The organism is Nitratidesulfovibrio sp. 1201_IL3209 (assembly GCF_036763125.1).
Taxonomy (GTDB): Bacteria; Desulfobacterota; Desulfovibrionia; order Desulfovibrionales; family Desulfovibrionaceae; genus Cupidesulfovibrio.
This window is the reverse complement of the sequence record NZ_JBAIYT010000019.1, coordinates 57,925-81,797: the sequence shown is the minus strand read 5'-3', so window position 1 is coordinate 81,797 and position 23,873 is coordinate 57,925. Positions and strand designations below refer to the sequence as shown.

At 67.9% G+C, this 23,873-nt stretch carries 19 protein-coding genes; 9 read left to right on the top strand and 10 right to left on the bottom strand.

Features of this window, described 5'->3' with window-relative positions:
* Positions 1 to 245: 245 nt before the first annotated feature.
* Together V6B97_RS10495 and V6B97_RS10490 are read right to left on the bottom strand one after the other, a co-directional pair.
* Entirely contained in the window at positions 246 to 2,768 is a 2,523-nt protein-coding gene (locus V6B97_RS10495; RefSeq protein WP_333506456.1) for a LuxR C-terminal-related transcriptional regulator, read from the bottom strand.
* Positions 2,769 to 3,080: 312 nt separating this feature from the next.
* Entirely contained in the window at positions 3,081 to 5,618 is a 2,538-nt protein-coding gene (locus tag V6B97_RS10490) for a carbamoyltransferase HypF (protein ID WP_333506455.1), read from the bottom strand.
* 356 nt (positions 5,619 to 5,974) lie between these two features.
* Between V6B97_RS10490 and V6B97_RS10485 the strand changes: the two genes are divergently transcribed.
* The 3 genes from V6B97_RS10485 to V6B97_RS10475 all read left to right on the top strand — a co-directional run bounded on the left by V6B97_RS10485 (position 5,975) and on the right by V6B97_RS10475 (position 9,921).
* Complete coding sequence (locus V6B97_RS10485) at positions 5,975 to 6,541, top strand: helix-turn-helix domain-containing protein (RefSeq protein WP_015945990.1); 567 nt, start codon at positions 5,975 to 5,977, stop codon at positions 6,539 to 6,541.
* A 13-nt stretch (positions 6,542 to 6,554) separates the two neighbouring features.
* Complete coding sequence (locus tag V6B97_RS10480; protein WP_333506454.1) at positions 6,555 to 8,207, top strand: AMP-binding protein; 1,653 nt, start codon at positions 6,555 to 6,557, stop codon at positions 8,205 to 8,207.
* A 229-nt stretch (positions 8,208 to 8,436) separates the two neighbouring features.
* Positions 8,437 to 9,921 (top strand): FAD-binding protein, encoded by a 1,485-nt coding sequence (locus V6B97_RS10475; protein ID WP_333506453.1) that lies wholly within the window; start codon positions 8,437 to 8,439, stop codon positions 9,919 to 9,921.
* Between the two features lie 255 nt (positions 9,922 to 10,176).
* Here the strand turns inward: V6B97_RS10475 and pal are convergent, their stop codons facing one another.
* The 5 genes from pal to tolQ all read right to left on the bottom strand — a co-directional run bounded on the left by pal (position 10,177) and on the right by tolQ (position 14,815).
* Positions 10,177 to 10,689 carry a peptidoglycan-associated lipoprotein Pal gene (gene pal / locus V6B97_RS10470; RefSeq protein ID WP_333506452.1) on the bottom strand — a complete coding sequence of 171 codons (513 nt, stop codon included), beginning with the start codon at positions 10,687 to 10,689 and terminating at the stop codon, positions 10,177 to 10,179.
* 570 nt (positions 10,690 to 11,259) lie between these two features.
* Entirely contained in the window at positions 11,260 to 12,600 is a 1,341-nt protein-coding gene (tolB, locus tag V6B97_RS10465) for a Tol-Pal system beta propeller repeat protein TolB (RefSeq protein WP_333506451.1), read from the bottom strand.
* Positions 12,597 to 13,589 (bottom strand): cell envelope integrity protein TolA, encoded by a 993-nt coding sequence (gene tolA, locus V6B97_RS10460; RefSeq protein ID WP_333506450.1) that lies wholly within the window; start codon positions 13,587 to 13,589, stop codon positions 12,597 to 12,599. The genes tolB and tolA overlap by 4 nt, the downstream gene beginning before the upstream one ends.
* A 77-nt stretch (positions 13,590 to 13,666) precedes the next feature.
* Positions 13,667 to 14,086, bottom strand: a complete 420-nt coding sequence (gene tolR, locus V6B97_RS10455) for a protein TolR (protein ID WP_333506449.1) — start codon at positions 14,084 to 14,086, stop codon at positions 13,667 to 13,669.
* A gap of 3 nt (positions 14,087 to 14,089) precedes the next feature.
* Positions 14,090 to 14,815, bottom strand: a complete 726-nt coding sequence (gene tolQ, locus V6B97_RS10450) for a protein TolQ (RefSeq protein ID WP_333506448.1) — start codon at positions 14,813 to 14,815, stop codon at positions 14,090 to 14,092.
* A gap of 598 nt (positions 14,816 to 15,413) precedes the next feature.
* Between tolQ and V6B97_RS10445 the strand changes: the two genes are divergently transcribed.
* From V6B97_RS10445 to V6B97_RS10420, 6 genes are all read left to right on the top strand, one after another.
* Entirely contained in the window at positions 15,414 to 16,847 is a 1,434-nt protein-coding gene (locus V6B97_RS10445; RefSeq protein WP_333506447.1) for a TolC family protein, read from the top strand.
* Positions 16,848 to 17,060: 213 nt separating this feature from the next.
* On the top strand, positions 17,061 to 17,474 hold the full coding sequence (locus V6B97_RS10440) for a Fur family transcriptional regulator (protein ID WP_333506446.1): 414 nt from the start codon (positions 17,061 to 17,063) through the stop codon (positions 17,472 to 17,474).
* A 375-nt stretch (positions 17,475 to 17,849) separates the two neighbouring features.
* Positions 17,850 to 18,425 carry a rubrerythrin gene (gene rbr, locus V6B97_RS10435; protein WP_333506445.1) on the top strand — a complete coding sequence of 192 codons (576 nt, stop codon included), beginning with the start codon at positions 17,850 to 17,852 and terminating at the stop codon, positions 18,423 to 18,425.
* A gap of 92 nt (positions 18,426 to 18,517) precedes the next feature.
* Positions 18,518 to 18,745, top strand: a complete 228-nt coding sequence (locus tag V6B97_RS10430; RefSeq protein ID WP_333506444.1) for a rubredoxin — start codon at positions 18,518 to 18,520, stop codon at positions 18,743 to 18,745.
* Positions 18,746 to 19,067: 322 nt separating this feature from the next.
* The gene (locus V6B97_RS10425) at positions 19,068 to 19,757 is read left to right on the top strand and encodes a hypothetical protein (protein ID WP_333506443.1); all 690 of its coding nucleotides are present in this window, start codon (positions 19,068 to 19,070) and stop codon (positions 19,755 to 19,757) included.
* Positions 19,758 to 19,766: 9 nt separating this feature from the next.
* Positions 19,767 to 20,366, top strand: a complete 600-nt coding sequence (locus tag V6B97_RS10420) for a FlgO family outer membrane protein (RefSeq protein ID WP_333506442.1) — start codon at positions 19,767 to 19,769, stop codon at positions 20,364 to 20,366.
* Positions 20,367 to 20,496: 130 nt separating this feature from the next.
* Here V6B97_RS10420 and V6B97_RS10415 read toward each other — a convergent pair whose 3' ends face one another.
* The 3 genes from V6B97_RS10415 to kdsB form a co-directional block, all read right to left on the bottom strand.
* The gene (locus V6B97_RS10415) at positions 20,497 to 21,300 is read right to left on the bottom strand and encodes a tetratricopeptide repeat protein (protein WP_333506441.1); all 804 of its coding nucleotides are present in this window, start codon (positions 21,298 to 21,300) and stop codon (positions 20,497 to 20,499) included.
* Between the two features lie 277 nt (positions 21,301 to 21,577).
* Positions 21,578 to 22,708: a glutamine-hydrolyzing carbamoyl-phosphate synthase small subunit gene (carA, locus tag V6B97_RS10410; protein ID WP_333506440.1), complete on the bottom strand. Its 1,131-nt coding sequence runs from the start codon at positions 22,706 to 22,708 to the stop codon at positions 21,578 to 21,580.
* The gene (kdsB, locus tag V6B97_RS10405; protein WP_333506439.1) at positions 22,705 to 23,517 is read right to left on the bottom strand and encodes a 3-deoxy-manno-octulosonate cytidylyltransferase; all 813 of its coding nucleotides are present in this window, start codon (positions 23,515 to 23,517) and stop codon (positions 22,705 to 22,707) included. The genes carA and kdsB overlap by 4 nt, the downstream gene beginning before the upstream one ends.
* Between the last annotated feature and the right edge of the window lie 356 nt (positions 23,518 to 23,873).

The following is a 23,873-nucleotide window of genomic DNA, read 5'->3' as shown; positions in this document are numbered from 1 at the left end:
TGGGTATTCATAAAAACTCCATTCGTACTTAATTGCGTACATAATTCAGGATAGCACCCGCTCGAAAGCTGGTCAAGACCGCTTTGCCTTCCGCGTGGCAGGAAAAGACTGCGGATTCCCTTCATGCGCGGTTGGAAGATGCGGGGCCGGATGAAAAGAAACGGCGCTATCGCGGAAGGATAGCGCCGTTTCTTTTTTCGCGGCATCACCCGGAACGGGTGGTATTCACTCGGAACGGGTGATGTTCACTGTGGCGGCGTCTGGCGCAGCATTTGGCGCAGGGCCGTGCGGGAGGTGGCGCCCGTCTTGCGGTAGGCGGTCTTGAGGTGGGTTTTCACCGTGTTGGGGCTGAGGAACAGCTGCCCGGCGATTTCCGTGTTGGAAAGCCCCTGCGCCGCGAGGCTGGCGGTTTCGTATTCGCGCCGGGACAGGCCGAAGACCCCACGGGGGGAATACAGCCTGTCGGCGATGGCCTTGCGCCCTTCCTCCATCCGTTGCCCGAGAGCTCGGACGGAGGCGGCGAAGCCGGACGCCCCGGACGCCCCGGAAGCCATGGACGGGGCCAGGTCTTCCAGCAGCGGCGCGATGCATGCGTGGTTTTCGGCAAGGGGCAGCAGCAGCCCGTCGGGCAGGGCCATGTCCATCGCCTGTTGCAGGGCGCTGGCGGCCATGGTGCGTTCGCCCCGCAGCATCCATGCGGCGGCGTTGTGGACGTGGCCGTGCAGCAGGGCCAGCGGATAGCGCAGGGCGGCGGCAAGGCCCATGGCCGCGTCGTGCTCGCCCAGCAGGATTTCCGGCTTGCCCGCCAGCAGCAGGTAGCGGGCCCGGCACAGGTTGGCAAACGGCACGGCCGGGGTGAACAGGCGCTTCGTGAACGCGCCGGGCGCGCCCTCGCGCAGCCATTCCGCCATGTGGTGCGGGCGGTCCAGCAGGCTCATCAGGTACGAGCGGGCCATGTCCGCCGCCATGCGGTTGGTCTTTTGCGGGTGGGCGTTCGCGATGGCGGTCATGGCGTCCAGGGCGTCCACCAGGGCGTCGGCGTCCCCACGCAGCATGGCCGCCCGCCCCAGCACGAATTCCGCCCCGATCAGGATGCTGGCCTGCCCGCGCAACGCGGCCTCGTGCCGGGCCTTGCAGGCGTGCACCTGCGCCATGGCCGCGTCGCCCCGGTACAGCAGGCATTCCGCCTCCATGAGTTCCGGCGCGCCGCTGCCGTGCCCCTGCGTCATGGCGAAGTAGTAGGGGCAGTAGGTTTTCATGTCCGCGCATTCCCCGTCCAGCCTGCCCGTTTCGCTGTGGTACATGAACAGGACCGACGCGTTGCCGAAGGTCCAGGAATTGTCCAGGGCCACCAGCGCCGTCCTGCCGCCCGTCAGTTCCGAGGCGCGGTGCATGCGCCGCCCCATTTCCGCGATGTCGTTGTAGCGGCTGAAGGCCTCCACCAGCAGCAGTTCGCCGCGCAGGTAGTCCCGCCGCGGCTCGGGCATGGGCGCGGTTTCCACCAGTTCGGTCATGTCCGCAAACAGCGCGCCGAATTCCTCGTAGCAGCCCTGGGACAACAGTTCGAAGGCTAGTTGGATGGCGGACACGGGATGGCGCAGCTTCATCCCGCGCGTGCAGTTGGCGGCGATGTCCGCGAGCGCCGTGGTGTAGGGAACGTCCGGCATGTCCAGCAGGCGGTTGCCTTCCATGCCCGCAAGGTCGAGCGAGAGTATCCGTTCGAAGTCGCGCAGGCGGTAATAGAAGGAAATGGCCGCTTCCCAGTCGCCCTCGGCGGCGCACCAGCCGCCCGCCGCGTACAGCGCCGCGCGTTGCCGGGCGTCCGGCAGTTGGGCAAAGGCCTTGCGCGTGAATTCCAGCAGGGTGCTGTGCGGATAGTACAGCCCCTGGGCCGCGTCGAACCGCAGCAGGGCGTTGCGTTGCAGGGCCGTCATGGTCTTGCGGGGCAGGTGGTCCCTGTCCAGCAGGAACGAGGCTTGCCGGGACGAAAAGCATTCGAAGGGGGAAAGGCGCAGCAGGAAGTCGCGCCCGGCGTCGTCCAGGCCGTTCCAGATGACGTCCCGCAGCAACCCCTCCAGCCCGGACGCGGCGGCGAAGCCGCCCGTTTCGCGCCAGCGCCGCAGGTGCAGGGCCAGCGCGATCATCCAGCCTTCGGCGCGGCGGTGCAGTTCCGCCGCCTCTTCTTCCGCCAGCGTGATGCCGGCATGGGCGGCGTATTCCCGCGTTTCGCCCTCGGTCAGGCGCAGGTCGGCCACGTCCAGCCGCAGGTACCCGGACTTTTCATACGGCATGACGCAGGGTTCCAGCGCGCGGGTGACCACGGCCACCCGCACGAGGGGCGAATCGTGCTCCAGCAGGGCCTTCCAGACGGCCATGGGCGCAAGGGGGGCGATGTGCTGGAAGTCGTCCAGCACCAGCCATGCGGGCTGCGCGCTGTCCATTTCGCGCAGCAGGGCGGCCACGTCACCGGCGTTGTCCTCGTCCGGCAGGCCAAGGCCGAGCAGCGTCCTGCCCGTGGGCTCGTCGATCTTCCGCACGGCCTGGCAAAAGCGCCGCCATGCGGCCTGGGGCGATTCCTCCGCGCCGACGTGCCGCACCCATGCGGTGTCCCGGGGCAGGTGCGGATGGATGTAGTTCTGCACGACCGTGGTCTTGCCGTAGCCGGAAGGCGCCTCGATGAGCACGCTGCGCATGGTCAGGGCTTCGCGCAGCCTGTTCTTCAGCCGGGCGGAAAAATAGGGAGTGTCGGCTGGTCTCTGGCGCGCCATGACTGTTCTTGGTGAAGTGGAGGTACCGGCCGTGGATGAGGCGTTGCCGGATGCATCGGGAGTGTGCGGAAGCGCGCGGAGGACGATTGCGGACGGAAAACTTCCGGAACATATCCGCATAGCACGGATGCAACGCGAGAGTAAACCGGGTTATATTCCAGGATGCTTTCGTGGATTCCGCGTGTGAATGGGACGTACAGTGGCGTTGCGGAATGAGAGTGGCGCTTTCGGATTTTCGCGGCCGGCGTTGCGGCCGGGCAAGGCGCAACCGGGGAACAACCAGGAGCGCAACCGGGGTACGGCGCGGCGGGGCTATCCTCGCGCGGCCAGAGCCCGGCGCGCCCAGGCGGCCTGCCCCAGCGAGATGCAGCCGTCGCCGGGGGGCAGTTCCGCGTGGGTCAGCACGGTAAGCCCGCGCGCGGCAAGGGCCTGGGGCAGGTGCACGGACAGGGTCAGGTTCTGCATCACCCCGCCGGACAGGGCCACCACGGGTACGCCCATGACCCCGGCCATGTTGGCGGTCATGTCGGTCAGGCCCGCCACCAGTCCGGCGTGGAAGCGGAGCGCCACCTCGCCGGGGGCGGCGCCGCGCGCCCAGTCGTCGTGCACGGCGCGGAACAGCACGTGGGTGTCGAGCACGAGGGTTTCGCCCCCGTCTGGCGCGTCACGGTCTGGCGCAGGGCGCAGGGGGCAGGGGTAGGCGCGGGCGAGGAAGGCGTCGTGGCTGCCCCCGTGCGGGGAGATGGCGTCCTGCGCGTGTTCCAGCCGGATGGCCGCCTGCCCTTCGTAGGTGATGGCGTCGCACAGGCCCAGCAGGGCGGCTACGGCGTCGAACAGCCGCCCGCAACTGGAGGTGAGCGGGGTGTTCACTCCGCGTTCCAGCAGGCGCGGCAGCAGGGCGGCGGCCTGGGCGTGGCGACGCAGCCACGGCCACGGGCGTGCGCCGTCCCTCCCGGACTCACGCAGGCCCAGTTGCCACAGCAGCCCCTGCGCGATGCGCCACGGCTCGCGGATGGCGGCCTCGCCCCCCGGCAGGGGGATGCGGGCCAGCCGCCCCAGCCGCTGGTGGTCCAGGGCCACGTTGTCCACGTACAGCAGTTCGCCGCCCCACACCGTTCCGTCGTCGCCGTACCCCGTGCCGTCCAGGGCCAGCCCCAGGGTCGGGCCGTCGTGGCGGTTCTCCGCCAGCACGGCGTGGATGTGCGCGAAATGGTGTTGCAGGGGCAGCGCGGGCAGGCCGCTCTGCTCCGCCTCGGCCGTGGTCATGTAGTCGGGGTGCAGGTCGCGCACCACGGCCTGCGGGGTCACTTGCAGGATGCGCGGCAGGTGCGCGGCGATTTCGCGGTGGAAGCCCAGGGTTTCCAGGTTGTGCATGTCGCCGATGTGCTGGCTGACGAAGGCCTTGTCGCCCCGGGTGACGCACAGGGTGTTCTTGAGCTCCGGCCCCATGGCCAGCACGCACGGGCCGTCGCCCTCAAGGAACACCGGCCGGGGGGTGAAGCCGCGCGCCCGGCGCAGGAACTGCGGCGCGCCGGTGACCGGGTTGACCCGCGTCACCGAGTCGTCGGTGCGGATCAGGATGTCGCGGTCGTGCAGCAGGAACACGTCGGCGATGGACCGCAGGCGGCGCAACGCCTCGCGGTTGCCGAGGCAGATGGGCTCGCCCCCCGCGTTGCCCGAGGTCATCACCAGCGCGGGCACGCGGCCTTCGGGCAGCAGCGCGCCGTACAGGCGCAGCAGCACGTGGTGCAGGGGCGTGTAGGGCAGCATCACCCCCACGAAGGGCGTGTCCGGTGAGATGAGGGGCGAGATGAGGGGTGAAACGGGCGGCGCGGCGGCGGGGGAGACCGGCGAGGGAGACGGGGGGGGCGTCGCCCGGTCGGGCATCCCGCCCGCCAGCCCGGCCAGCGCGCGGCACAGCACGATGGGCCGCTCGCGCCCGGCCAGCAGGGCTTCCTCCGCCGGGGAAACGTGCACGATGCGCCGGGCCGTGGCCAGGTCCGGCACCATGATGGCCAGCGGCTTGTGCGGGCGGTGCTTGCGGCGGCGCAGTTCGCCCACGGCCGCGTCGCTGGTGGCATCGCAGGCCAGGTGGAATCCGCCCAGCCCCTTCACGGCGGCGATGCGCCCGGCGGCCAGCGCTTCCGCCAGTGCCTGAATGGCCGGGGTGCCGGCGGGACGGCCCGCGTCCTGTTCGGAACCGGGTCCGGAACCGGGCGCGGAGCCGGGGCCGGTGTCCTGCGCCGCCCCCTGCGGCGCGCCGTCCACGTACCACACGCGCGGCCCGCACGCCGGACAGGCGTTGGGCTGGGCGTGGAAGCGCCGGTCCAGCGGGTTTTCATACTCCGCCGCGCACTCCGGGCACAGCGGAAAGCAGGCCATGGAGGTCTTGTCGCGGTCGTAGGGGATGAACCGGGTGATGGTGTAGCGCGGCCCGCAATTGGTGCAGTTGGTGAAGGGGTACAGGTGGCGGCGGTTGGCCGGGTCGTCCATGTCGGCCAGGCAGTCGTCACAGGTGGCCACGTCGGCGCTGATGAGCACCTCGTGCCCCGCGCCCCCGTCGCCGCTCGCAATGATGCGGAACCCCTCCTCGCCGTGCACCACGGGAATGTCCTCGCGCGTGCAGGAGACCACCCGGGCCAGCGGCGGAAGCTTGTGGGCCAGGTCGTGCCCGAACCCGTCCACCGATGCCGCAAGTCCTTGCACTTCGATGAACACCCCGGCGGCGGTGTTGCTCACCGTGCCGGTCAGCGCATGGTCGGCGGCGATGCGGTACACGAAGGGGCGAAACCCCACCCCCTGGACCTGCCCGGAGACGGTGAACTTGCGGCGCACGAGATCGTCTGGCATGCGGCGACCATAGCGGAAGACCCGGAACGTGAAAAGGCATGCGGCGGTGCGCGCCCCCCATGCACCGGTTGTCATGGGGGCGTCGCTCTTATAAAGTGTCGCAACGGTCGCGCCACGTCGGGTGCGTCCGGCCGCTCCGCGTCACGTGGCCGGGCCGACTCCGGGGGGCCGTGGCGCGACCGGTATTCGCGCGGAACCGCTGTTCGCGCGCGCAGTCCGGGGTATTTCCCTTGTACAGCGTGCGCCGGTCGGCTAAGTAGAACGATTCCCGCCGCATTCCGTCGCCGCATTCCGTCACCGGGCGCGGGCGGACGCAGGCGGGAGCGATGCAAACCAATCCGCTTCAAGGAGGAGCCATGGGCGCTGACAAGCTTGGCGCGCGCGTGCGCAAGTACAGGGAGGACCGCAGCCTGTCCCGCGAGGAACTCGCGGACGCGGCCGGTCTCAAGACGGAATTCATCGCCGCCCTCGAGGACGACAACCTGTATCCGTCCATCGGGCCGCTACAGAAGCTCGCCCGCGCCCTGAACGTACGCCTTGGCACCTTCATGGACGACGCGGTGAGCCGCGACCCCATCGTGAGCCGCCAGGGCGACCGCGAGGCGGACCTGACCATGCAGAAGGCGCGCAACAAGTGCGCGGCCTTCCGCTTCCACTCGCTGGGCAAGGGCAAGAGCGACCGGAACATGGAGCCGTTCTTCATCGAGATCTGTCCGGAGCCCGTGGAGGACCGCAAGCTGTCCTCGCACCAGGGCGAGGAGTTCATCCTGGTGAACAAGGGCTCCATCCGCGTCGTGTACGGCAAGGAAGAGCATCTGCTCGGACCGGGCGACAGCATCTACTACAACTCCATCGTGCCCCACTACGTGGGGGCCGAGGGGGACGCCCCGGCCGAGATCTACGCCGTGATCTACTACCCTTAGGAGTGGAAGGGGCATGGACGAATTCGCAGTGCGCGAACGTACCCTCGGCCAGATACTGGACGAGACCGTCGCCAACTATCCGGACAACGACGCGGTCATCTACGTGGACCGCGACTACAGGCAGACCTACCGGCAGTTCGCCCAGGTGGTGGACGACCTGGCCAAGGGCCTGATGGCCCTTGGCGTGCAGCACGGAGAGAAGGTGGCCGTATGGGCCACCAACGTGCCCTACTGGGTGGCCTTGCAGTTCGCCACGGCCAAGATGGGGGCCATCCTGCTCACGGTGAACACCAACTACCGCGAGCACGAGATACGCTATCTGCTCACCCAGTCGGAATGCGAAAACCTGTTCATCATCGACGGGTTCCGCGACCACGACTACGTGCAGACCATCTACGACATGATCCCGGAACTGAAGACGCAGCCGCGCGGCCAGCTTCGCTGCCCCTCGCTGCCGCACCTCAAGCGGGTCATGTTCCTGGGCGCGGAAAAGCACCGGGGCATGTATTCCGTGCCCGAGATCATCAGCATGTCCGCCATGGTCTCGGACGAGGAATACGCCGAGCGCCAGCGCGCGCTGGACCCGCACGACGTGGTGAACATGCAGTACACCTCGGGCACCACCGGGTTTCCCAAGGGGGTCATGCTCACCCACGTGAACATCGGCAACAACGGCTACTGGATCGGCAAGAACCAGCACTTCACCGAAAAGGACCGGGTGTGCCTGCCAGTGCCGCTGTTCCACTGCTTCGGCTGCGTGCTGGGGGTGCTGGCCGCCATCAACCACGGGGCCGCGCTGGTGATCCTGGAAAGCTTCAGCCCCATGCACGTCATGGCCTCCGTGGACCAGGAGAAGTGCACCGCCCTGTACGGCGTGCCCACCATGTTCCTGGCCGTGCTGGAGCACAAGCTGTTCGACCGGTTCGACTTCAGTTCGCTGCGCACCGGCATCATGGCCGGTTCGGTCTGCCCGGAACCGCTGATGCGCCGGGTGATCGAAAAGATGTACATGCGCGAGATCACCATCTGCTACGGCCTTACCGAAGGTTCGCCGGTGATGACCCAGAGCCTGGTCACCGACCCCTTCGAGCGCCGCGTGCAGACCGTGGGCCGGGCCATGCCGTGCATCGAGGTGCGCATCGTGGACCCGGACACCAACGAGGAAGTGCCGCGCGGCACCCAGGGCGAGGTGGTCTGCCGGGGCTACAACGTGATGAAGGGCTACTACAACATGCCCGAAGCCACGGCCTCCACCATCGATCCCGAGGGCTGGCTGCATTCCGGCGACCTTGGCGTCATGGACGAGGAAGGCTACGTGGTCATCACCGGCCGCATCAAGGACATGATCATCCGGGGCGGCGAGAACATCTACCCCCGCGAGATCGAGGAGTTCCTGTACGGCATGGACGGCGTGCAGGACGTGCAGGTGGTGGGCGTGGCCAGCCGCAAGTACGGCGAGGAGGTGGGGGCGTTCATCATCCCCAAGCCCGGCGTGGAACTGGCCCCCGAAGACGTGCGCGACCACTGCCGCGGCCGCATCGCCTGGCACAAGGTGCCGCGCTACATCAGCTTCATCGACGCCTATCCCATGACCGCCAGCGGCAAGATCCAGAAGTTCAAGCTGCGCGAACTGGCGTCGGAGCTGTTTCCCGAGGCCATGAAGTAGCGTTGGCCCCGAATGGTCCTTTCGTCCGCCTGATTGACGACAACGCCCCCGGAGCATGCCGCTCCGGGGGCGTTGTGCGTGCGGCTTGATTTCCGGTGCGGTTCCGCGCAGAGTGAAGGTGTGTTGAAGTGCCGCCCCGCCGGGGGCGCGCCCGCCGGTGTCCGGGGGCTGGACCCCGCGCGTCGGCATGGCGGATACATGCAATGCCACGGAGCGTGAGGGAGACCGCATGTCGCTGGAAGCGGACGTTCTCGTTGCCGGGGCCGGGTTTGCCGGTCTGCGCGCCGCCGTGGCCGCCGCCGTTTCGGGGCGCGGCCTGCGCGTCATCGTGCTGGCCCCGCACGATGGGCCGGGCGGGTCGTCCTTTGCGGGCCATGCGGGCTCGCTGGGCGTGCTGGCCCCGGCCGACGACGAGGAGCGCGCCGTCATTCTGGAGCGCGCCCTGGACATCGCCCATCCCGGCACGGCGGACCCGGCGCTGGTGCGCCTGCTGCTGGAACAGGGCGAGGCGCGCCTGCGCGAACTGGAACAATGGGGCGTGCCCCTGGCCACCGGGCCGGGGGGCGCGCGGCTGCGCCGCGCCGCCTGCTTCCTGCCCGAAATGGCCGTGGCCGCCGTCATCCCCGACTGTGCGGCCGCCCACGCGGCCCTGATGCGCGTGGCCGTGGCCGCTGGCGTCGAGGTGTTGCCGGGCTTTACCCTGGCGGCCCTGGGCGTGGAGGGCGGTCCCCCCGGCAGCGCGCTGTGTCTGGACCAAGCCGGGACCGTGCTGCCGGTGCGCGCCCGGTCCGTGGTGCTGGCCGTGGGCGGGCCTGCCTCGCTGTTCACCGGTGACGTGTCCGGACTTGCCCGCACCGATGCAGGACAGACCGGCGCGGGGCTGGGCCTGGCCCGCGACTGCGGAGCCCGCACCGGCAACGCCTCGTTCCTCCAGTTCCTGTGGTACGAGGGCGGACATCCCTTCGCCTTCCTGCCCGAACGGGCCCACGAACTGGAGGTGGCGGGGACGGACGGCGTGCCCGCCGCCCTGCCGCGCGAACTGCGCGACCATGTGGCCGGTCGCGCCACCCATGCCCCGTGGGGCTGGGGCCTGCCCGACGCCGCGCTGGACGCCCATCTGCTGGCCCGGATGACCCCGGCCGGGGTGGTGCCGGTGCGCTACCACGGCGAACGGGAACCGCGCCTGCTGTCGCTCATGGCCCATGCGGGCAATGGCGGCGCGCTCATCGACGGGGACGGGCGCACCTCCGTGCCGGGTCTGTTCGCCTGCGGCGAATGCGCCACCGGCATGCACGGGGCCAACCGCATCGGCGGGGCCATGGTGCTGGCCGCCCAGGTCTTCGGCCATCGGGCGGGCGTCGCGGCGGCCCTGCACGCCCGTTCCGCGCTGCTGCCCCCGCCGCCCACCGCCCCCGACGCGGCGGAGCGCCAGTCCTCGCGCCATCCCCTGCGCCTGCGCGAGGCCATGCAGCGCCACTGCCTGCCGGGCATCCCCGGCGAGGCGTTGCAGGCGGCCCGGCCCGGTGACGCGACGCCTACGGGCCCGGAACGGCAGCGGCAGGAACTGGAATTGTTCGTGGAACGGTTGAAGGCCCTGATGCTGCTGCCCGTCGTGGACCTGCTGGACCGCGCCCGCGTGCTCTCCGCCCTGACCGTGGCCGAGCACCGCCTGCGCCGCCTGCGCGCCGAGTGCGCGCCCGTCGCCGTGGCGTAGCGGCACGCGCGGACGCATTCCCCCGCACCCTCCATGTCCGTACGGAGCCCACGGGCGCTTCCGGCCCGTCGTGCGATTACGCACACGGCCGCATTGCCCCCGGCGCGGGTCCGCCATCACCGTGCGGCGTGTCCGCCTTGGTGCCGGAGCGGCGTGGCCCGGTCGCCGCCTGCCTGCCCCTGCCGCCCGTGCGCGCAAAAAAGGAAGGCCGCCCCCGCGAACGGGAGCGGCCTCGAAATCAGGCGGAAACGAAACCTACTTGATGATCTTGAACTCGCCGCGGCGGTTCTTGGACCAGGCAGCTTCGTTGTGACCGTCCACGGCGGGGCGTTCTTCGCCGTAGCTGATCATTTCCAGCTGACCGGCGTTCACGCCGGACATCACCAGGTACTCGTAGGCGGCGCGGGCGCGACGTTCGCCGAGGGCCAGGTTGTATTCCTGGGTACCACGTTCGTCGCAGTGGCCTTCCACCAGCACGCGGATGGAGGGGAACTTCTTCAGCACGTCGGCCTTCTGCTTCAGCACTTCCTTGGATTCGGCCTTCAGGTCGAACTTGTCGAAGTCGAAGTAGACTTTGGCGTCGGTGATGATCTGCTGGGCCCGGGCAAGGGCTTCCAGCTGGGCACGACGGGCGGCGTCGTCCTCGGTGGCCATGGGGGCGCTGGTGCCTTCAGGGGTGGCGGCGACCTGCTTTTTGGCGCAGCCGAAGCCGGTGGCGAGAACCAGGGCCAGAGTCAGGACAAGCCCAAAGCGCTTTGCGGTGTTCATGTGATTCCTCCTAGACAGCTCTTCGCTCCAATAGAATTATGCAGAGAACGGTTCCTTTCCTTTATCCCTTTCCGTCGGCTTCGGCCGCAACCCTAACACCCCCGGAGTGGGACAGCAGTAATGGTATCTCTACGCCGTTTTTTGTCAAGATGGGGGATTGCGGTATCTCCACTTTCCCGCACGATTTTTTTCCGTTCCGGGCGGTCGGGAGGCCGCAATGCCTCGTCCGGAACGTTTCCCGCCGCCGCGGGTTGCAACCCGCGCCCCGTGAAACATCAAGGGGACGGGGGCCGCCGCGCGCCTTGCAGGCCGGTGGCAATGGCGGGTTCGCGCCATCTTCTGCGTGCGTCCGCCTAGGGGCTGTCTCCAAATTAGGTTTTTTGTTCGTTGGCAAGGAAAACGAGCCTGCCATGAGGGAGTATACTCTTATGGTATTCGACCGACATGGCAGGCGAAGTTTGACCGCGTTGCGCACGATGCCCGTAGGGCTCGCAAGCTCGCCCAACGGGCACGCTTCGCGCCCTTCGGGTCGGTCAGCCAACGGGCAAAAGGACAAGTTAGAGACAGCCCCTAGTCGGGAATCATGCCCCAGTCCGGAAACGACGCGTCCCCCGAGCCCGTGGGCACCCGCTTGGCGTCGCCGCCATGCCGGGTGATCAGGTAGATCTGCTTCGCGCCGCTACGGGTGGAGGTGAACGCCAGGAAGTAGCTGTCGGGCGCGAAGGACGGGGTTTCGTCGGTGCCGGGGCCGAAGGTGACCTGCCGTTCCGACTGGGTGACCATGTCGTACACGAAGATGCGGTGCCCGAAGTCGGTCATGCGGGCAAAGGCGATCAGCGTGCCGTCGGGGCTGATGGACGGGGCGGTGTTGTAGCTGCCGCTGCGGCTGATGCGGGTCACCTGCCCGGTGGTCAGGTCCTTCAGGAATATCTGCGGGCCGCCCAGGCGGCTGGAGCAGAAGGCCATCTTGGTGCCGGTGGCGTCGAACGAGGGCGAAACGTCGATGGAGGCGCTGTCCTCCAGGGTGCGTTCCTTCTGGAACACGTGGTTCAGCAGGAAGATGCCGGGGTTCTTGCCGGTGGAAAGGCTGACCGCCACCTTGTTGTCGGGCATGAAGGTGGGCCCGATGACGGTGTTGCCCGGAAACTTGATGCGCTGGGTCTGGCGGGTCAGGCGGTCCCACACCCCGAGGGCGTGGGTGCGGTCGTCCATGTGGCTGAACACGATGAACCGCGCGTCGGGCGACCACGACGGGGACAGGGCCTCGCCCGGCAGGTTGGTGATCTGGCGCAGGTCGCGGCCGGTGGGCTTGCTGAGCCAGACGTCCTTCTTGTTCTTGCCGCCGGCCTTCACGAAGGCCAGGGTGGACTTGAAGAACTCGCCCCGGCCGGTCAGGGCCTTCATGAGGTCGGAGCAGAACCGGTCGGCCACGTCGGGCAGCTGCGTTTCCTGGATGTCGTAGTAGCCCTTGCCGAACACCAGCTTGCCCGAATACGCCTCGTACACGCGCAGTTCGACGAAGGGCTTGCCGGGCGCGTCGCCCTGCGGCCAGCCCGCCGTGACCACAAGGTCGGTGCCCGCAAGCTGGAAGCGCTTGAAGTCGATGTCCGGGGCCTTGTAGCTTTGCAGCACCGTGCCGCCCAGGATGGCCTTGGGGTCGGTCAGGCGCAGGAACGGCAGGAAGCTCAGGTTTTCGCGGATGATCTCGTTGAGTTTCGCGCCCTGGCCGGTCACGGGCGTGCCGGGCGCGGGGCCCAGCGGGTCGGCCAGGGCGAGGTTCAGGCTGCCCTGGCCGGGGCCGTAAATGTCGATCTGCACGGGGCCCGCCGCACGGGCCGGGGCCGCCAGCGCGCAGCACGCGATGAGGCACACTGCCGCCAGAAGGCGGTGGATGGCACGATGCTGTCTCATCTTTTTCCGATCATTTCCTGAAGGTTGAAGTTGAGCACAAGGTCCTGGAATTCCGGGCTGGGCGGCGGCGGCAGCATGCCGGTCTTGCCCAGCGCCTTCAGGGTCGACGAGTCGAAGTCGGCCCGGCCCGAGGACTGCTCCACGTTGAAATCCTGGATCTGGCCGTTGGGGGCCACCTTCACCCGCACCCGCACCTGGAGGTTCTCGCGGTTGGCGAGGGCGGGGAATTCCCAGTGGCTGCGCACGATCTGCATGACCTGCATGGTGTACACCCCGGCGATGCCGACGCCGCCGGAGCCGTCGCCCCCGCTGCCGTCGCCGCCGCCCGCCGCGCCGCCGCCACCGCCGCTCTTGCCCACGGTGGCCTGCAGGGCGGACAGGGCGCTGGCCACGTCCTTGGCACCCTGCGCGCCCGAGGTGACGCCCGCGCGGGACTTGCCCTGTTCGGGCGCGCCGCCGGTCTTGGTCTGCACGTCGGCCAGGGCCTGCTTCAATACGTCCTTGGGGTCCGGAGCCTTGGGCGCGGGCTTGGGCTCCGGTTTGGGGGGCGCGGCGGCCGTGGCGTTCTTGGAAACGTCCTTGGGCGGTTCCGGCTTGGCCTGCTGCTCGTCCTTCTTTTCGCTGATGGCCTTGGCGTCGGGCTTGGGTTCCGGCTTGGGTTCCGGTTTCGGCTCGGGCTTGGGCTCCGGTTTGGGTTCAGGCTTGGGCTCGGCCTTGGGCGCGGGCTTTTCCTGCACCTCGGGCGTGGCCACGGGCGCGGCCTTGGGCGACGACGCCGTGGGCGCGGGGGCCGGGGCGGCCTGCGGCTGCGCGGGGCCGGGAGCGGGCGCGGGCGGGGCCTTGGGGCCGCCGGGCGCGCCCAGGCTCACCAGGTCCACCTGCACCACGGGCATGTCCAGGCGCACCGGCGGCGACGCGGGCCAGAAAAAGACCAGCAGCACGATGGCGCAGTGCAGGCTGAGCGACAGCAGGAAACTTGTGTAGCGCATGTCGACCCCGGCCTACCGTGCGGCCTTGCCGCGAAGGATGTGGAACCGGACCGTGCCGTCCTTGCATGATGACGGGATCATTTCTTCTTCGGGTCCTCGCGTTCCGCCACGACGCCGAGCTTCTCGATGCCCGCCGCCTTGATGTGACCCATCACGTCCACCACCACGCCGTAGGGCACGGCCTTGTCGGCCTGGAGGAAGAGCAGCTTGTTCTTCTCCTTGACCAGCCGTTGCAGGTAGCCTTCCAGTTCCTCGATGGTCACCTTGTACTCGTCGAGGTACATCACCCCGTCCCTGCGTATGGTGAGCAGCAGGTGGTCGCTGTCCGCGGGCAGCACCTGCACGGTGCGCGTCTGGGGCAGGTCCACCTCGAGGCCCTCGGTCATCATGGGGGCCGTGACCATGAAGATGATCAGCAGCACCAGCATCACGTCCACGAAGGGCGTGACGTTGATTTCGGCGACGAAGCCGCCCTTGTTGCCGACGGAAGCGCCCATGGGCTACCCCCGGTCCGTGCGGTCGGGGCGGTCGCCGCGTTCAGCAGAGGGGCGGCCCGCGCCGCGATGGGCGTTGATCTCGCGCTGCACGCGGTTCAGGAATGCGCCCGCGAAGTTGACCAGCTGCACCTCGATGTTGCTGATCATGCCCAGGAAGATGTTGTAGCCCACGGTGGCCGGGATGGCCACGAACAGGCCGATGGCCGTGGCGATGAGCGCCTCGGAGATGCCGGGGGCCACGGTGGCCAGCGAGGCGCTCTTCATCTGGCCGATGGCGTGGAACGAATGCATGATGCCCCACACCGTGCCGAACAGGCCGATGAACGGGGCGGTGTTGGCGGCGGTGGCCAGGAACGACAGCGAGGCGGAAAGTCGGGTCATTTCGTTGCCCACGCCCTGGCGCAGCGAGCGGCGCACGTTGTCGGCCACCACGTCGCCCGAGCTGCCCGCCTCTTTCAGGCGGTTGAACTCGGCCACGCCCTGCTGGGCCACGTGATACAGGGGCGAGGCGGCGTCGCCGCCCAGCGACTGCACGGCCTCGCGCAGGTCGCGGGCCTTCTGGAAGCGGTCCAGGCCGTCGGCGGCCTTGCGCTGGGCGGCTTTCAGGGCGAACCACTTCTGGAACATCAGCGTCCAGCTGCCGATGGACATGAGCACCAGAAGGGCGAGGACGAACTTGGCCACCAGGGTGGCCTGGGAAAGAATCGAAAGAATGCTGGTATTATCCATGACGTTGGGTGTCTCCACCGTAGTTGAGTTGTACCGTGCGGCTGGCTGGCGGCAGAGCGCCGTGGCGCCGTGCGTGGCCGGGAGGGGGGCGGGCGGGGCGTGCTGCGCGGCGCCGCGGGCGTCCGGTTTCGCCGGGCCGCGCCACACCGTGGGCGCGTCCGGCACCCCGCCCTCCATTTAGTCGTCTCGGGACAATGATGCAATGGGATTCCGGGGCTCCGGCCCGAAAAGGGGCGCACTTTTCCGGGAGCGGCGGAAAAGCGGCGCGGGGCGCGGGCTGCCGCCGCCCGGCCACGGGCCGCCGCCCGTGCGCATGCGCACCGCTCCATCCGGCCGGGTTGTGCAAAGGCCGCACCCCGCGCGGCGAGGGCATGTGCACATTGTTGCAAGTGCGCCCGGCCCCGGCTACACTCCGGCGCGTATCCGGTCCAGCCATGGGTGCCGTGCCCGGCACGGCCCGGTCAGATCAGGCCAGGTCCGGCCCGGCCCGGCCATGGGTGCCGGACCATACCATATCAAGCAGCCGCATGTCCGGGCTTCACCCCCGGCGCACGCCGGACACACTCCCCATTCCACGCAGCCTCCGTCAGGAGTATCCATGCATCGCACCACCGCCACTGGCCCGTCGATGACGCCACGCCGCATGCGCCGCCCCGCGCTCGCGGCCCTTCTTTTCCTGGTGCTGGGCGCGGCCCTGGCCGGTCCCGGACTGATCGCCCCGGCGCTGGCGGCCGACGCGGCCGCACCCGCTCCCGGCATGCCGGGGGGCATGGCCGCCACGGCCAGCGGGGGCGAATACGACATGCGCCGCGCCGTGGAATCTGCCCTGCGCGACAACCAGGGCGTGGTGGCCGCCCGCGCCGGGCGCGACGCGGCGGAAGAAGGGCGCAAGTCGGCGCGCGGCGCGTTCGGCCCGGCCGTGTCCACCTCCTACGGCTACGACCGCCTGAACGAGAAGCCCCGCTCCATGTCGCGCGAACTGGACGACGACACCTACACCTGGACCGTGGGCGTCAGCCAGCCGCTGTTCACGGGGCTGAAGCTGCTGTCCACCTACCAGAGGGCCGCGCTGGAGACCGAGCGCCAGTCCCTGACCCTGGACAAGTCGCGCCTGGACCTCACCGTGCAGGTGCAGGAGGCCTTCCTGGCCTACCTGAAGTCGGGCGAGAACGTGCGCAGCGCGCGCGACGCCCTGAACCGCCTGCTCGAACAGGCCAAGGTCACCCGGGCCTTCTACGACGTGGGGCTGCGCCCGCGCCTGGACGTGTTGCAGGCCGAGGTGGACGTATCCAACGCCGAATCGCTGCTGATCACCGCCGAGAACAATCATTCCACGCAGCACGCCCGGCTGAACACCCTGCTCACCCTGCCCGTGGCCGACGACACCGCCTACGTGGGCGCGTTGGTGCCCGTGGGCTTCGACATGACCCTGGAGCAGTGCCTGGAGCGCGCCTACCGCAACCGGCCCGACGTGCGCATCGCGGGCAAGGCCGTGGAGATTGCGGGCAAGGACGTGCGCATCGCGGACAGCGGGCTGTACCCGCAGGTTTCGGCCAACTTCAACTGGGCCACGGATGGCGACCATCCCGACGTTTCGGGCAGCACCCTGAGCCCCACCGGGTTCAGCCAGTGGTCCACCGGGCTCAGGGCCGAGTGGAGCGTCTTCGAGTGGGGCCGGACATGGTATTCCGGCCAGCAGGCCCGCCAGGTGGAAACGCAGGTGCGCGCCGAAGAGGCCAACCTGCGCCACGAGGTGGCCTACGAGGTGCAGTCGCGCCTGCTGACCCTGACCGATTCCTCCAAGCGCATCGCGGTGGCCACCAAGGGGCTGGCCCAGGCCGAGGAAGCCTACCGCGTGGCCGTGGCCCGCTACCAGGCCCAGGTGGGCACCAACACCGACGTGCTGGACGCCCAGGCCAAGCTGACCGCCGCCGAGGCCGCCCTGACCGGGGCCAAGGCGGAATACCTGGACGCGCTGTCCAAGCTGTGGGCGGCCATGGGCGAGTTGAAGCCGTCGCTTACCGACGGGTAGCGGCGCGGCCGGAAGGCCGGTCCCGCCGGGGGGCGGACCGGGCAGCCGGGGCACACGGAACGTTTCAGGGCCGCCGGGATTATCCCGGCGGCCCTGCCGCGTTTCGGAGGTGCCGCTTCACTTCGCGGTGCGGGTCGTGTCTTTTTTTGACAGGGTCTTGACAGGGCTCCTCACAAACAGTAATCATTACCAATAAACAACGTGAGGTCCCACATGACCCAGCAGCAACAGGTCCGCCTGCAACAACAGACCCGCATGACCAAGCAGCGCATGGTCATCCTTGAAGAACTGCGCCGGGTGCATTCCCACCCCACGGCGGACGAGATCTACGGCATGGTCCGGCAGCGCCTGCCGCGCATCAGCCTGGGCACCGTGTACCGCAACCTCGATCTGCTGGCCGAATCGGGCGACATCCTGAAGCTGGAGTCGGCTGGGTCGCAGAAGCGCTTCGACGGCAACATCACCCCCCACCAGCACGTGCGCTGCACCCAGTGCGGCCGCGTGGGCGACGTGATGGAACCCGTGCGCGTGCCCGACATCACGGGGGCGCGCGCGCCCGGCTTCATCATCCTTTCCGGACGGGTGGAGTTCGAGGGGGTGTGCGAGGGCTGCGCCTCGAAGAATTAAGCGCCACGTTGCCGCCCGGTTGCGCGCCCAGTTGCGCGCCGGTCGGCTGCACGTTCACTCTTGCGCGGGATGCGCGGTGAATGTACGGTCGCGCGATGGCGTCTTGACAGGGTTGTACGGTGCATGGCGGCCAACTGCATGGGTTGAGCGCACGAACTGCACACGGTTCGTGCTTCGCCGCCCCCGCCGGTTTCGCCCCGCCTGCCGTGCCGACCGGGCATGGCGCGCATCCACGGCCATCACGCAACAGTTCCGGCGCCCCCCGCAGGGGCCGCCGGGTCACGGTTTACGGCGCATCCGGCCGCGCTGCCGAATGCGCCATCAGGCGACCTCCCCTTTTCACCCGGAACACGACGACAATTACAAGGAGCAGTCATGAAAGCCCTGAAAGGCACCAAGACCGAACGCAACATCCTGACCGCCTTTGCCGGCGAATCGCAGGCCCGCAACCGCTACGACTACTTCGGCGCCCGCGCCAAGAAGGACGGCTTCGTCCAGATCGCCGACATCTTTTGCGAAACCGCCAGTCAGGAAAAGGAACACGCCAAGCGCCTGTTCAAGTTCCTTGAAGGCGGCGAGGTGGAGATCGTCGGCGGCTTCCCGGCCGGCGTCATCGGCGACACCCACGCCAACCTCATCAGTTCGGCGGCTGGCGAAAACCACGAGTACACCGAAATGTACCCCTCGTTCGCGCGCATCGCCCGCGAGGAAGGCTTTGACGAGATCGCCAAGGTGTTCATGAGCATCGCCGTGGCCGAGGAATTCCACGAGCGCCGCTTCCTGGGCTTCGCCAAAAACGTCAAGGAAGGCCGCGTGTTCGTGCGCGAATCGTCCGTGGTGTGGCGCTGCCGCAACTGTGGCTACCTGCACGAAGGCACCGGGGCCCCGGACCTGTGCCCCGCCTGCGCCCACCCGCAGGCCCACTTCGAACTGCTGGGCATCAACTGGTAGACGTTGCGACCGGATGCGGGCGGCGCAGCGGCCGTCCGCGTCATTTCGCAGCGGACCGGCATCCGGCCCGGCTCCGGGGGAAAGGAGACACCATGGCCGATCCCAAGGACATGTGGCGCTGCCAGACCGTCAATTGCGGCTACGTCTACGACCCCGACCGGGGGGACCGGAAGGGCAAGGTCCCGCCGGGCACCCGGTTCGAAGACCTGCCCGACACCTGGCGCTGCCCGGTGTGCGGCGGCACCAAACGGTGCTTCCGCCCCATGGCCGGTCCCGGCTCCACGGAACAGCCCAATTGCGAACTGCCCACGGACCGATGACGACGAGTTCTGCGGACCAGCCGCGATGACAGAGCCCGCCGGATGCATGCATCCGGCGGGCCTTTTCATATGCAGAAAACTCCGCGTTTAGAGCCCTGGGTTTTCTGCATATAGTCAAACTGTCCTTTGGGGAGCGGACCTGATTCTCTTGCGGCGCGGTTCGGACACGAAAACAAGGCAAAACGCATCTCGAAATCGCGCGTCGTTTTGCGTCGTTCTTGCTCATCTTTCCCAACATTCACGAACATGCTCTTCTGAAAATAAAAATTGACCTTCCTTACGGGCGCGATATGAAGATCAAAAACCGTCGAGGAGGCCCCCAATGCTGAGAGTGTCCGCGCTGTTGTTCCTTGTGCTGGCCATGACGGGTTGCGCCCGTGTTCCCAAGCCGGTCGGCCACGTATTTTCCACCCAGCAGCAACTGGAAGCCGCAGAACACTGGCGCGAACTCGCCGCCACGGTGTTCGACGGCCTGAAACTGGAATCCGGAAAGCCCGTGTACGTGGCGCAGGACGACCGCTCGTCGTTCGGACGGGCGTTCGCGCAGTTCATGCGGCACGAAGCCATGCTTCGGGGCATACCGGTCAGCGCAGTCCCCAATGGCGCCATCGAACTCGACTGGGGAACCCAGATAGTCGAGCACCGGGGGCCGCGTCCGCACAACGCGCCTTTCCCCGGCATGGGGCTGCTGCTGGCAGGATTGGGCCTTGCAGGAGTGCACTATTTCGACCACAACAGCGCAGACTGGCACGATAGTCTGGACACCATCCTGATCCTGAGCGGGCTCGCCGTGGAAGGCGCCAACGCCTCGTCTCAGTGGAACTCCATGAGCACGACGGACACCGAACTCATTATCGGTGTCGTGGTCAAGCAGGATGGGCAACTGCGCCGCAACTTCCTGGCCGTCTACTACATCGACCGCGCCGAGAAGGCTCAATACTGGGAACGGCAGGTCCCCTGGGAAACTCCGGTCACGCTGCCCACGAAACAACTTCAGGTCGTCAGCAAGTAGGAGGACCACATGAAATCTATCCCTGCCATTTCCCGTGCATTGGTCCTGCTCTTGTCCCTTGCCGCCGTCATGTTGGGCTCAGCCTGCGCGGCCCGGCAGTCGCAAGACGCGCAGGGTTCTCCCTACGAATTGGGCAGCGACTACGTGGAAGCAGGCTACGCCATCGCTGAAAAACTCGATGCCAATCTGCGCCTGCCCATCTCCAAGGACCAGCCCATCATCGTGGCCAGTTTCGTCAACGTGAACAATCTGACCGAATCCTCCACCTTCGGGCGGATGGTCGCGGAACTCGTGGGCTCGCGTCTTTCCCAGCGCGGCTACCACGTGGTGGAACTGAAACTGCGCCAGAATTCGCTGTTTGTGCAGGAAGGCAAGGGCGAATTCATGCTCAGCCGCGACGTGAAGGAAATCAGCCGGATGCACAATGCGGCAGCCGTCGTGGTCGGCACCTATGCCGTTGTCCGGTCCAGCGTCTCGGGCCGCAGCGCTCCGCAGGAAAAGATCTACGTGGCCTCGCGCATCGTCCGCGCCGACGACAGCACGGTGCTTTCGTCCTGCGACTACTCCCTGCAGAACACCCCGGTCGTTTCACCAGTGGCGGAATGGTAGGCAAAGCCAAACCGGCCCCGCTTCGGCGGGGCCTTTTCATGCCCCGGGAACGCTGCGCGGGCGGCGTAAATGCAGAAGGGGCCGGTCCCAGGACCGGCCCCTTCTGCGCTGCCATCCGGCATGGCCGCGGCTACTTGCCCATCTGGCGGGTTGCGAATTCCAGCATCTTGCGCGCCTCGTCGAAGTCGGGCTTCAGTTGCAGCGCGGCCGAGGCGGCCTTGGCCACCTTGTCCCACTTGCCCCAGTCCACGTACAGGCGGCCGATGTTGAAGAACAGGTTGGGGTCGCGCCCGGTGTACTGGGCGGCCTTGAAGTAGTATTTTTCCGCCACCTCGAACTTGCCCATCCTGCGCAGGGCCATGCCGATGCGGTTGTACAGGTGGACGGATTCCGGGCTCTGGTCCAGGGCCTGGGCCAGGTAGTCGAAGGCGTCCTCGTACCGCCCGGCCTTCAGGAACCGCTCGCCGATGTCGCCCTTCAGCGCCGGGTCGTCGCTGAATTCCACCACCAGTTGCCGGAACACGTCGTTGGCGGCGTCGTAGTCCTTGTCGTCCAGCAGCTTCTGGCCGCGCTCCAGTTCGGCGAGCTTGCGGGCCTCCAGCAGCTTGATGTGCTCCTGCGCCTCGTTCACGGCGGCCTCGTTCACCGCCTTGACCAGTTCGCGCACGGTGTCCAGCACCTGGCGTTCCGCGCCGGGCTTGTAGTCGATCCTGAGCGGGAAGACCTTGCGCAGCTCGGGGTCGTTGTCGAGGTAGGACGAGGCGTCGGCCAGCATGCGCTCGAATTCGTCGCGCTCGGCCTTCATCAGCGGGTTTTTCAGCACCAGCACCAGCGCTTCGTGAAAGGACTGGGCGGCGGGCATAACCTTGCCCTGGCGCAGCAGGGTGCGCACCTGGGTGAGCAGTTGTCGTGCCTTGGTGAGATCGTTGGACATGCATCGCCCCCGGAATGGCGTCGCGTGGGTGGGGCAGGGCCCCGTATGCGAAGGGGCGCGGCGTGCCTGTACCGCGCCCCCTGCGTCAGGCTGTATTCAATCGAGTACGTGATCCCTTGGAGCGTGCGCCCCAGGGGCTGTTGCTAAATTAGGATTTTCGTTCGTTGGCAAGGAAAACGAGCCTGCCATGAGGGAGTATACTCTTCTCGTATTCGACCGACATGGCAAGCGAAGTTTGACGAAGCCAACGGGCGAAAGGACAATTTAGGAACAGCCCCTAACGGCCCACGGCCTCCCGCACCATGCTGCGGAACCGGGCGAAGAAGTACCGGCTGTCGGTGGGGCCGGGGCTTGCCTCGGGGTGGTGCTGTACGGCCAGGATGGGTCTGGTCTTGTGGGCGAACCCTTCCAGCGTGCCGTCGTTCAGGTTCACATGGGTTATTTCTACGTCGGGCAGGCTCTCGATGTCCACGCAGAACCCGTGGTTCTGCGAGGAGATTTCGATGTGCCCGGTCACCAGGTCCTTGACCGGGTGGTTGCACCCGTGGTGGCCGAACTTCAGCTTGTGGGTGGCGCCGCCCAAGGCGTGGCCCAGCAACTGGTGGCCAAGGCAGATGCCCGCCACGGGCATGCGCTCGGTCATCACGCGGATTTCGCGCACTTCATCCGTAAGGGTGGCCGGGTCGCCGGGGCCGTTGGACAGGAACACCGCCTCGGCTCCGCTGGCCGCCACCTGCATGGCCGTGAACGACGGCGGCACCACCAGCAGGTCGAAGCCCTGGTCGGTGAGCAGGCGCAGGATGTTCCACTTGATGCCGTAGTCGTACACCACCAGGCGCGGGCCGGGGCCGGGCCAGGCGTACGAGCCGTCGGCGGCCAGTTCCACCGGCTGCGGGCGGGCGCCGTCCCAGCGGTAGGGCGCGGCGGGGGCCACCCTGGTGACCAGGTTCTGGCCTTCCATGGTGGGCAGGGCGCGGGCGCGGCGCACCAGTTCGTCGCGGTCGTCCGTCTCGGTGGAGATGATGCCGCGCATGGCGCCGTTGATGCGCAGGTGGCGGGTCAGGGCGCGGGTGTCGATGCCCTCGATGCCCATGACCCCGTGCTGCGCAAGGTAGTCGGGCAGCGACATCTTTGCCCGCCAGTTGGAGGGCGTCTTGCAACATTCCTTGACGATGAGGGCCTCCACATGGACCTTGCCGGACTCCATGTCCTCGGCCGTCACGCCGTAGTTGCCGATGAGAGGGTAGGTCATGCAGACCATCTGCCCGGCGTACGAGGGGTCCGTGAGGACCTCCTGGTAGCCCGTCATCCCGGTATTGAAGATGACCTCGCCGCCCGATTCGCCGCGACCGGTGAACGAGCGCCCCTCAAGCACGAAGCCGTCTTCCAGGGCCAGGAAAGCTCTCATCCTTCGTTCTCCCCAAGCAGGTTGATGATGATGCCGATGTCTTCGGGCCGGTCCACCCCGTGGGTACGGCAGGTGGTGGGCACGACCCGGATGGGAATGCCGTTTTCGAGCAGCCGCAACTGCTCCAGTTTTTCGCGCCGCTCCAGGGAAGAGGGCGGCAGTTGCGTGAAGGCGCGCAGCGCCTCCAGCCGGAAGGCGTACAGCCCGACATGACCGAGGTAGGCCGGGCCGTGCGCGCCGCCGTCCCGTGCGAAGGGGATGGCCGCGCGCGAAAAGTACAGCGCGTCGCCGTTGGCCGCCGTGACCACCTTGACCCGGTCGGGGCTGGCGGCCTCTGCCGCGTCGATGGCCATGGCCAGGGTGGTCACGCGCACCCGCGCCCCGTCTGCCCCGTCTGCTCTGTCCGCGCCATCCGGCCCATCCGGCCCGGCGGCGAACGGGGCCACCAGTTGGCTGAGCATGCGCGGGTCCAGCGCGGGTTCGTCGCCCTGGATGTTCACCACCACCGCGTCGTCCGGCAATTTTTCGGCCCCGCCCAACTGGCAGGCCGCCTCGTACACCCGGTCGGTGCCGCTTGCGTGGTCGGGCCGGGTCATGACGAAGGGCACCCCAAGCCGGTGCGCCGCCTCGGCGATGCGTTCGTCGTCGGTTGCCAGCACCACCTCGCGCAGTTCCGGGCAGCGGGCCGCGCGGCGGTACACATGCCAGAACATGGGCATGCCCGCGATGTCGGCCAGCGGCTTGCCGGGAAAACGGGACGAGGCGTAGCGGGCGGGAATGATGCCGTAGCAGGAAGGGGATGCCGTCATCTCGTCGGGTGGCCGCCGGGCGGCCTGCGGTTGGGGTGCGGAGTCATTGGAATGAGACTCCGGGCGCGAAACTTTCGGACAATAACCGAAAACCGCATGCCGGGAAAGCATCTTGTGCGTGTTTTTGCATCACCCCGGAATGGCTGACGAAAATGTAAAACAAGGGGGCCTGTGCATGGTGCGCCGCCGCCCGTACCGGCCAGCCTCGGGCTGCCGCCGCCTGCCGGTCCACGGCGTTGCGGTTGACCGCTCTCTTCAGGTGTAGCATAACTCCGCTTCTCGCGCGGGCAAGGCCCGCCCCCCTTTTTTGTCGCGCCGCCCCCGTTTCCGGCCCGCCGGCGTCCCCCTTTCGGGCG

Coding starts and splice junctions, on each gene's coding strand:
- V6B97_RS10430 (WP_333506444.1), top strand. CDS start 18,518: ATGGCCGATCCCAAGGACATGTGGCGCTGCCAGACCGTCAATTGCGGC.
- V6B97_RS10425 (WP_333506443.1), top strand. CDS start 19,068: ATGCTGAGAGTGTCCGCGCTGTTGTTCCTTGTGCTGGCCATGACGGGT.
- V6B97_RS10445 (WP_333506447.1), top strand. CDS start 15,414: ATGCATCGCACCACCGCCACTGGCCCGTCGATGACGCCACGCCGCATG.
- kdsB (WP_333506439.1), bottom strand. CDS start 23,517: ATGACGGCATCCCCTTCCTGCTACGGCATCATTCCCGCCCGCTACGCC.
- tolB (WP_333506451.1), bottom strand. CDS start 12,600: ATGAGACAGCATCGTGCCATCCACCGCCTTCTGGCGGCAGTGTGCCTC.
- tolQ (WP_333506448.1), bottom strand. CDS start 14,815: ATGGATAATACCAGCATTCTTTCGATTCTTTCCCAGGCCACCCTGGTG.
- V6B97_RS10420 (WP_333506442.1), top strand. CDS start 19,767: ATGAAATCTATCCCTGCCATTTCCCGTGCATTGGTCCTGCTCTTGTCC.
- pal (WP_333506452.1), bottom strand. CDS start 10,689: ATGAACACCGCAAAGCGCTTTGGGCTTGTCCTGACTCTGGCCCTGGTT.
- V6B97_RS10495 (WP_333506456.1), bottom strand. CDS start 2,768: ATGGCGCGCCAGAGACCAGCCGACACTCCCTATTTTTCCGCCCGGCTG.
- V6B97_RS10475 (WP_333506453.1), top strand. CDS start 8,437: ATGTCGCTGGAAGCGGACGTTCTCGTTGCCGGGGCCGGGTTTGCCGGT.
- V6B97_RS10480 (WP_333506454.1), top strand. CDS start 6,555: ATGGACGAATTCGCAGTGCGCGAACGTACCCTCGGCCAGATACTGGAC.
- V6B97_RS10440 (WP_333506446.1), top strand. CDS start 17,061: ATGACCCAGCAGCAACAGGTCCGCCTGCAACAACAGACCCGCATGACC.
- V6B97_RS10490 (WP_333506455.1), bottom strand. CDS start 5,618: ATGCCAGACGATCTCGTGCGCCGCAAGTTCACCGTCTCCGGGCAGGTC.
- carA (WP_333506440.1), bottom strand. CDS start 22,708: ATGAGAGCTTTCCTGGCCCTGGAAGACGGCTTCGTGCTTGAGGGGCGC.
- V6B97_RS10485 (WP_015945990.1), top strand. CDS start 5,975: ATGGGCGCTGACAAGCTTGGCGCGCGCGTGCGCAAGTACAGGGAGGAC.
- tolA (WP_333506450.1), bottom strand. CDS start 13,589: ATGCGCTACACAAGTTTCCTGCTGTCGCTCAGCCTGCACTGCGCCATC.
- V6B97_RS10415 (WP_333506441.1), bottom strand. CDS start 21,300: ATGTCCAACGATCTCACCAAGGCACGACAACTGCTCACCCAGGTGCGC.
- rbr (WP_333506445.1), top strand. CDS start 17,850: ATGAAAGCCCTGAAAGGCACCAAGACCGAACGCAACATCCTGACCGCC.
- tolR (WP_333506449.1), bottom strand. CDS start 14,086: ATGGGCGCTTCCGTCGGCAACAAGGGCGGCTTCGTCGCCGAAATCAAC.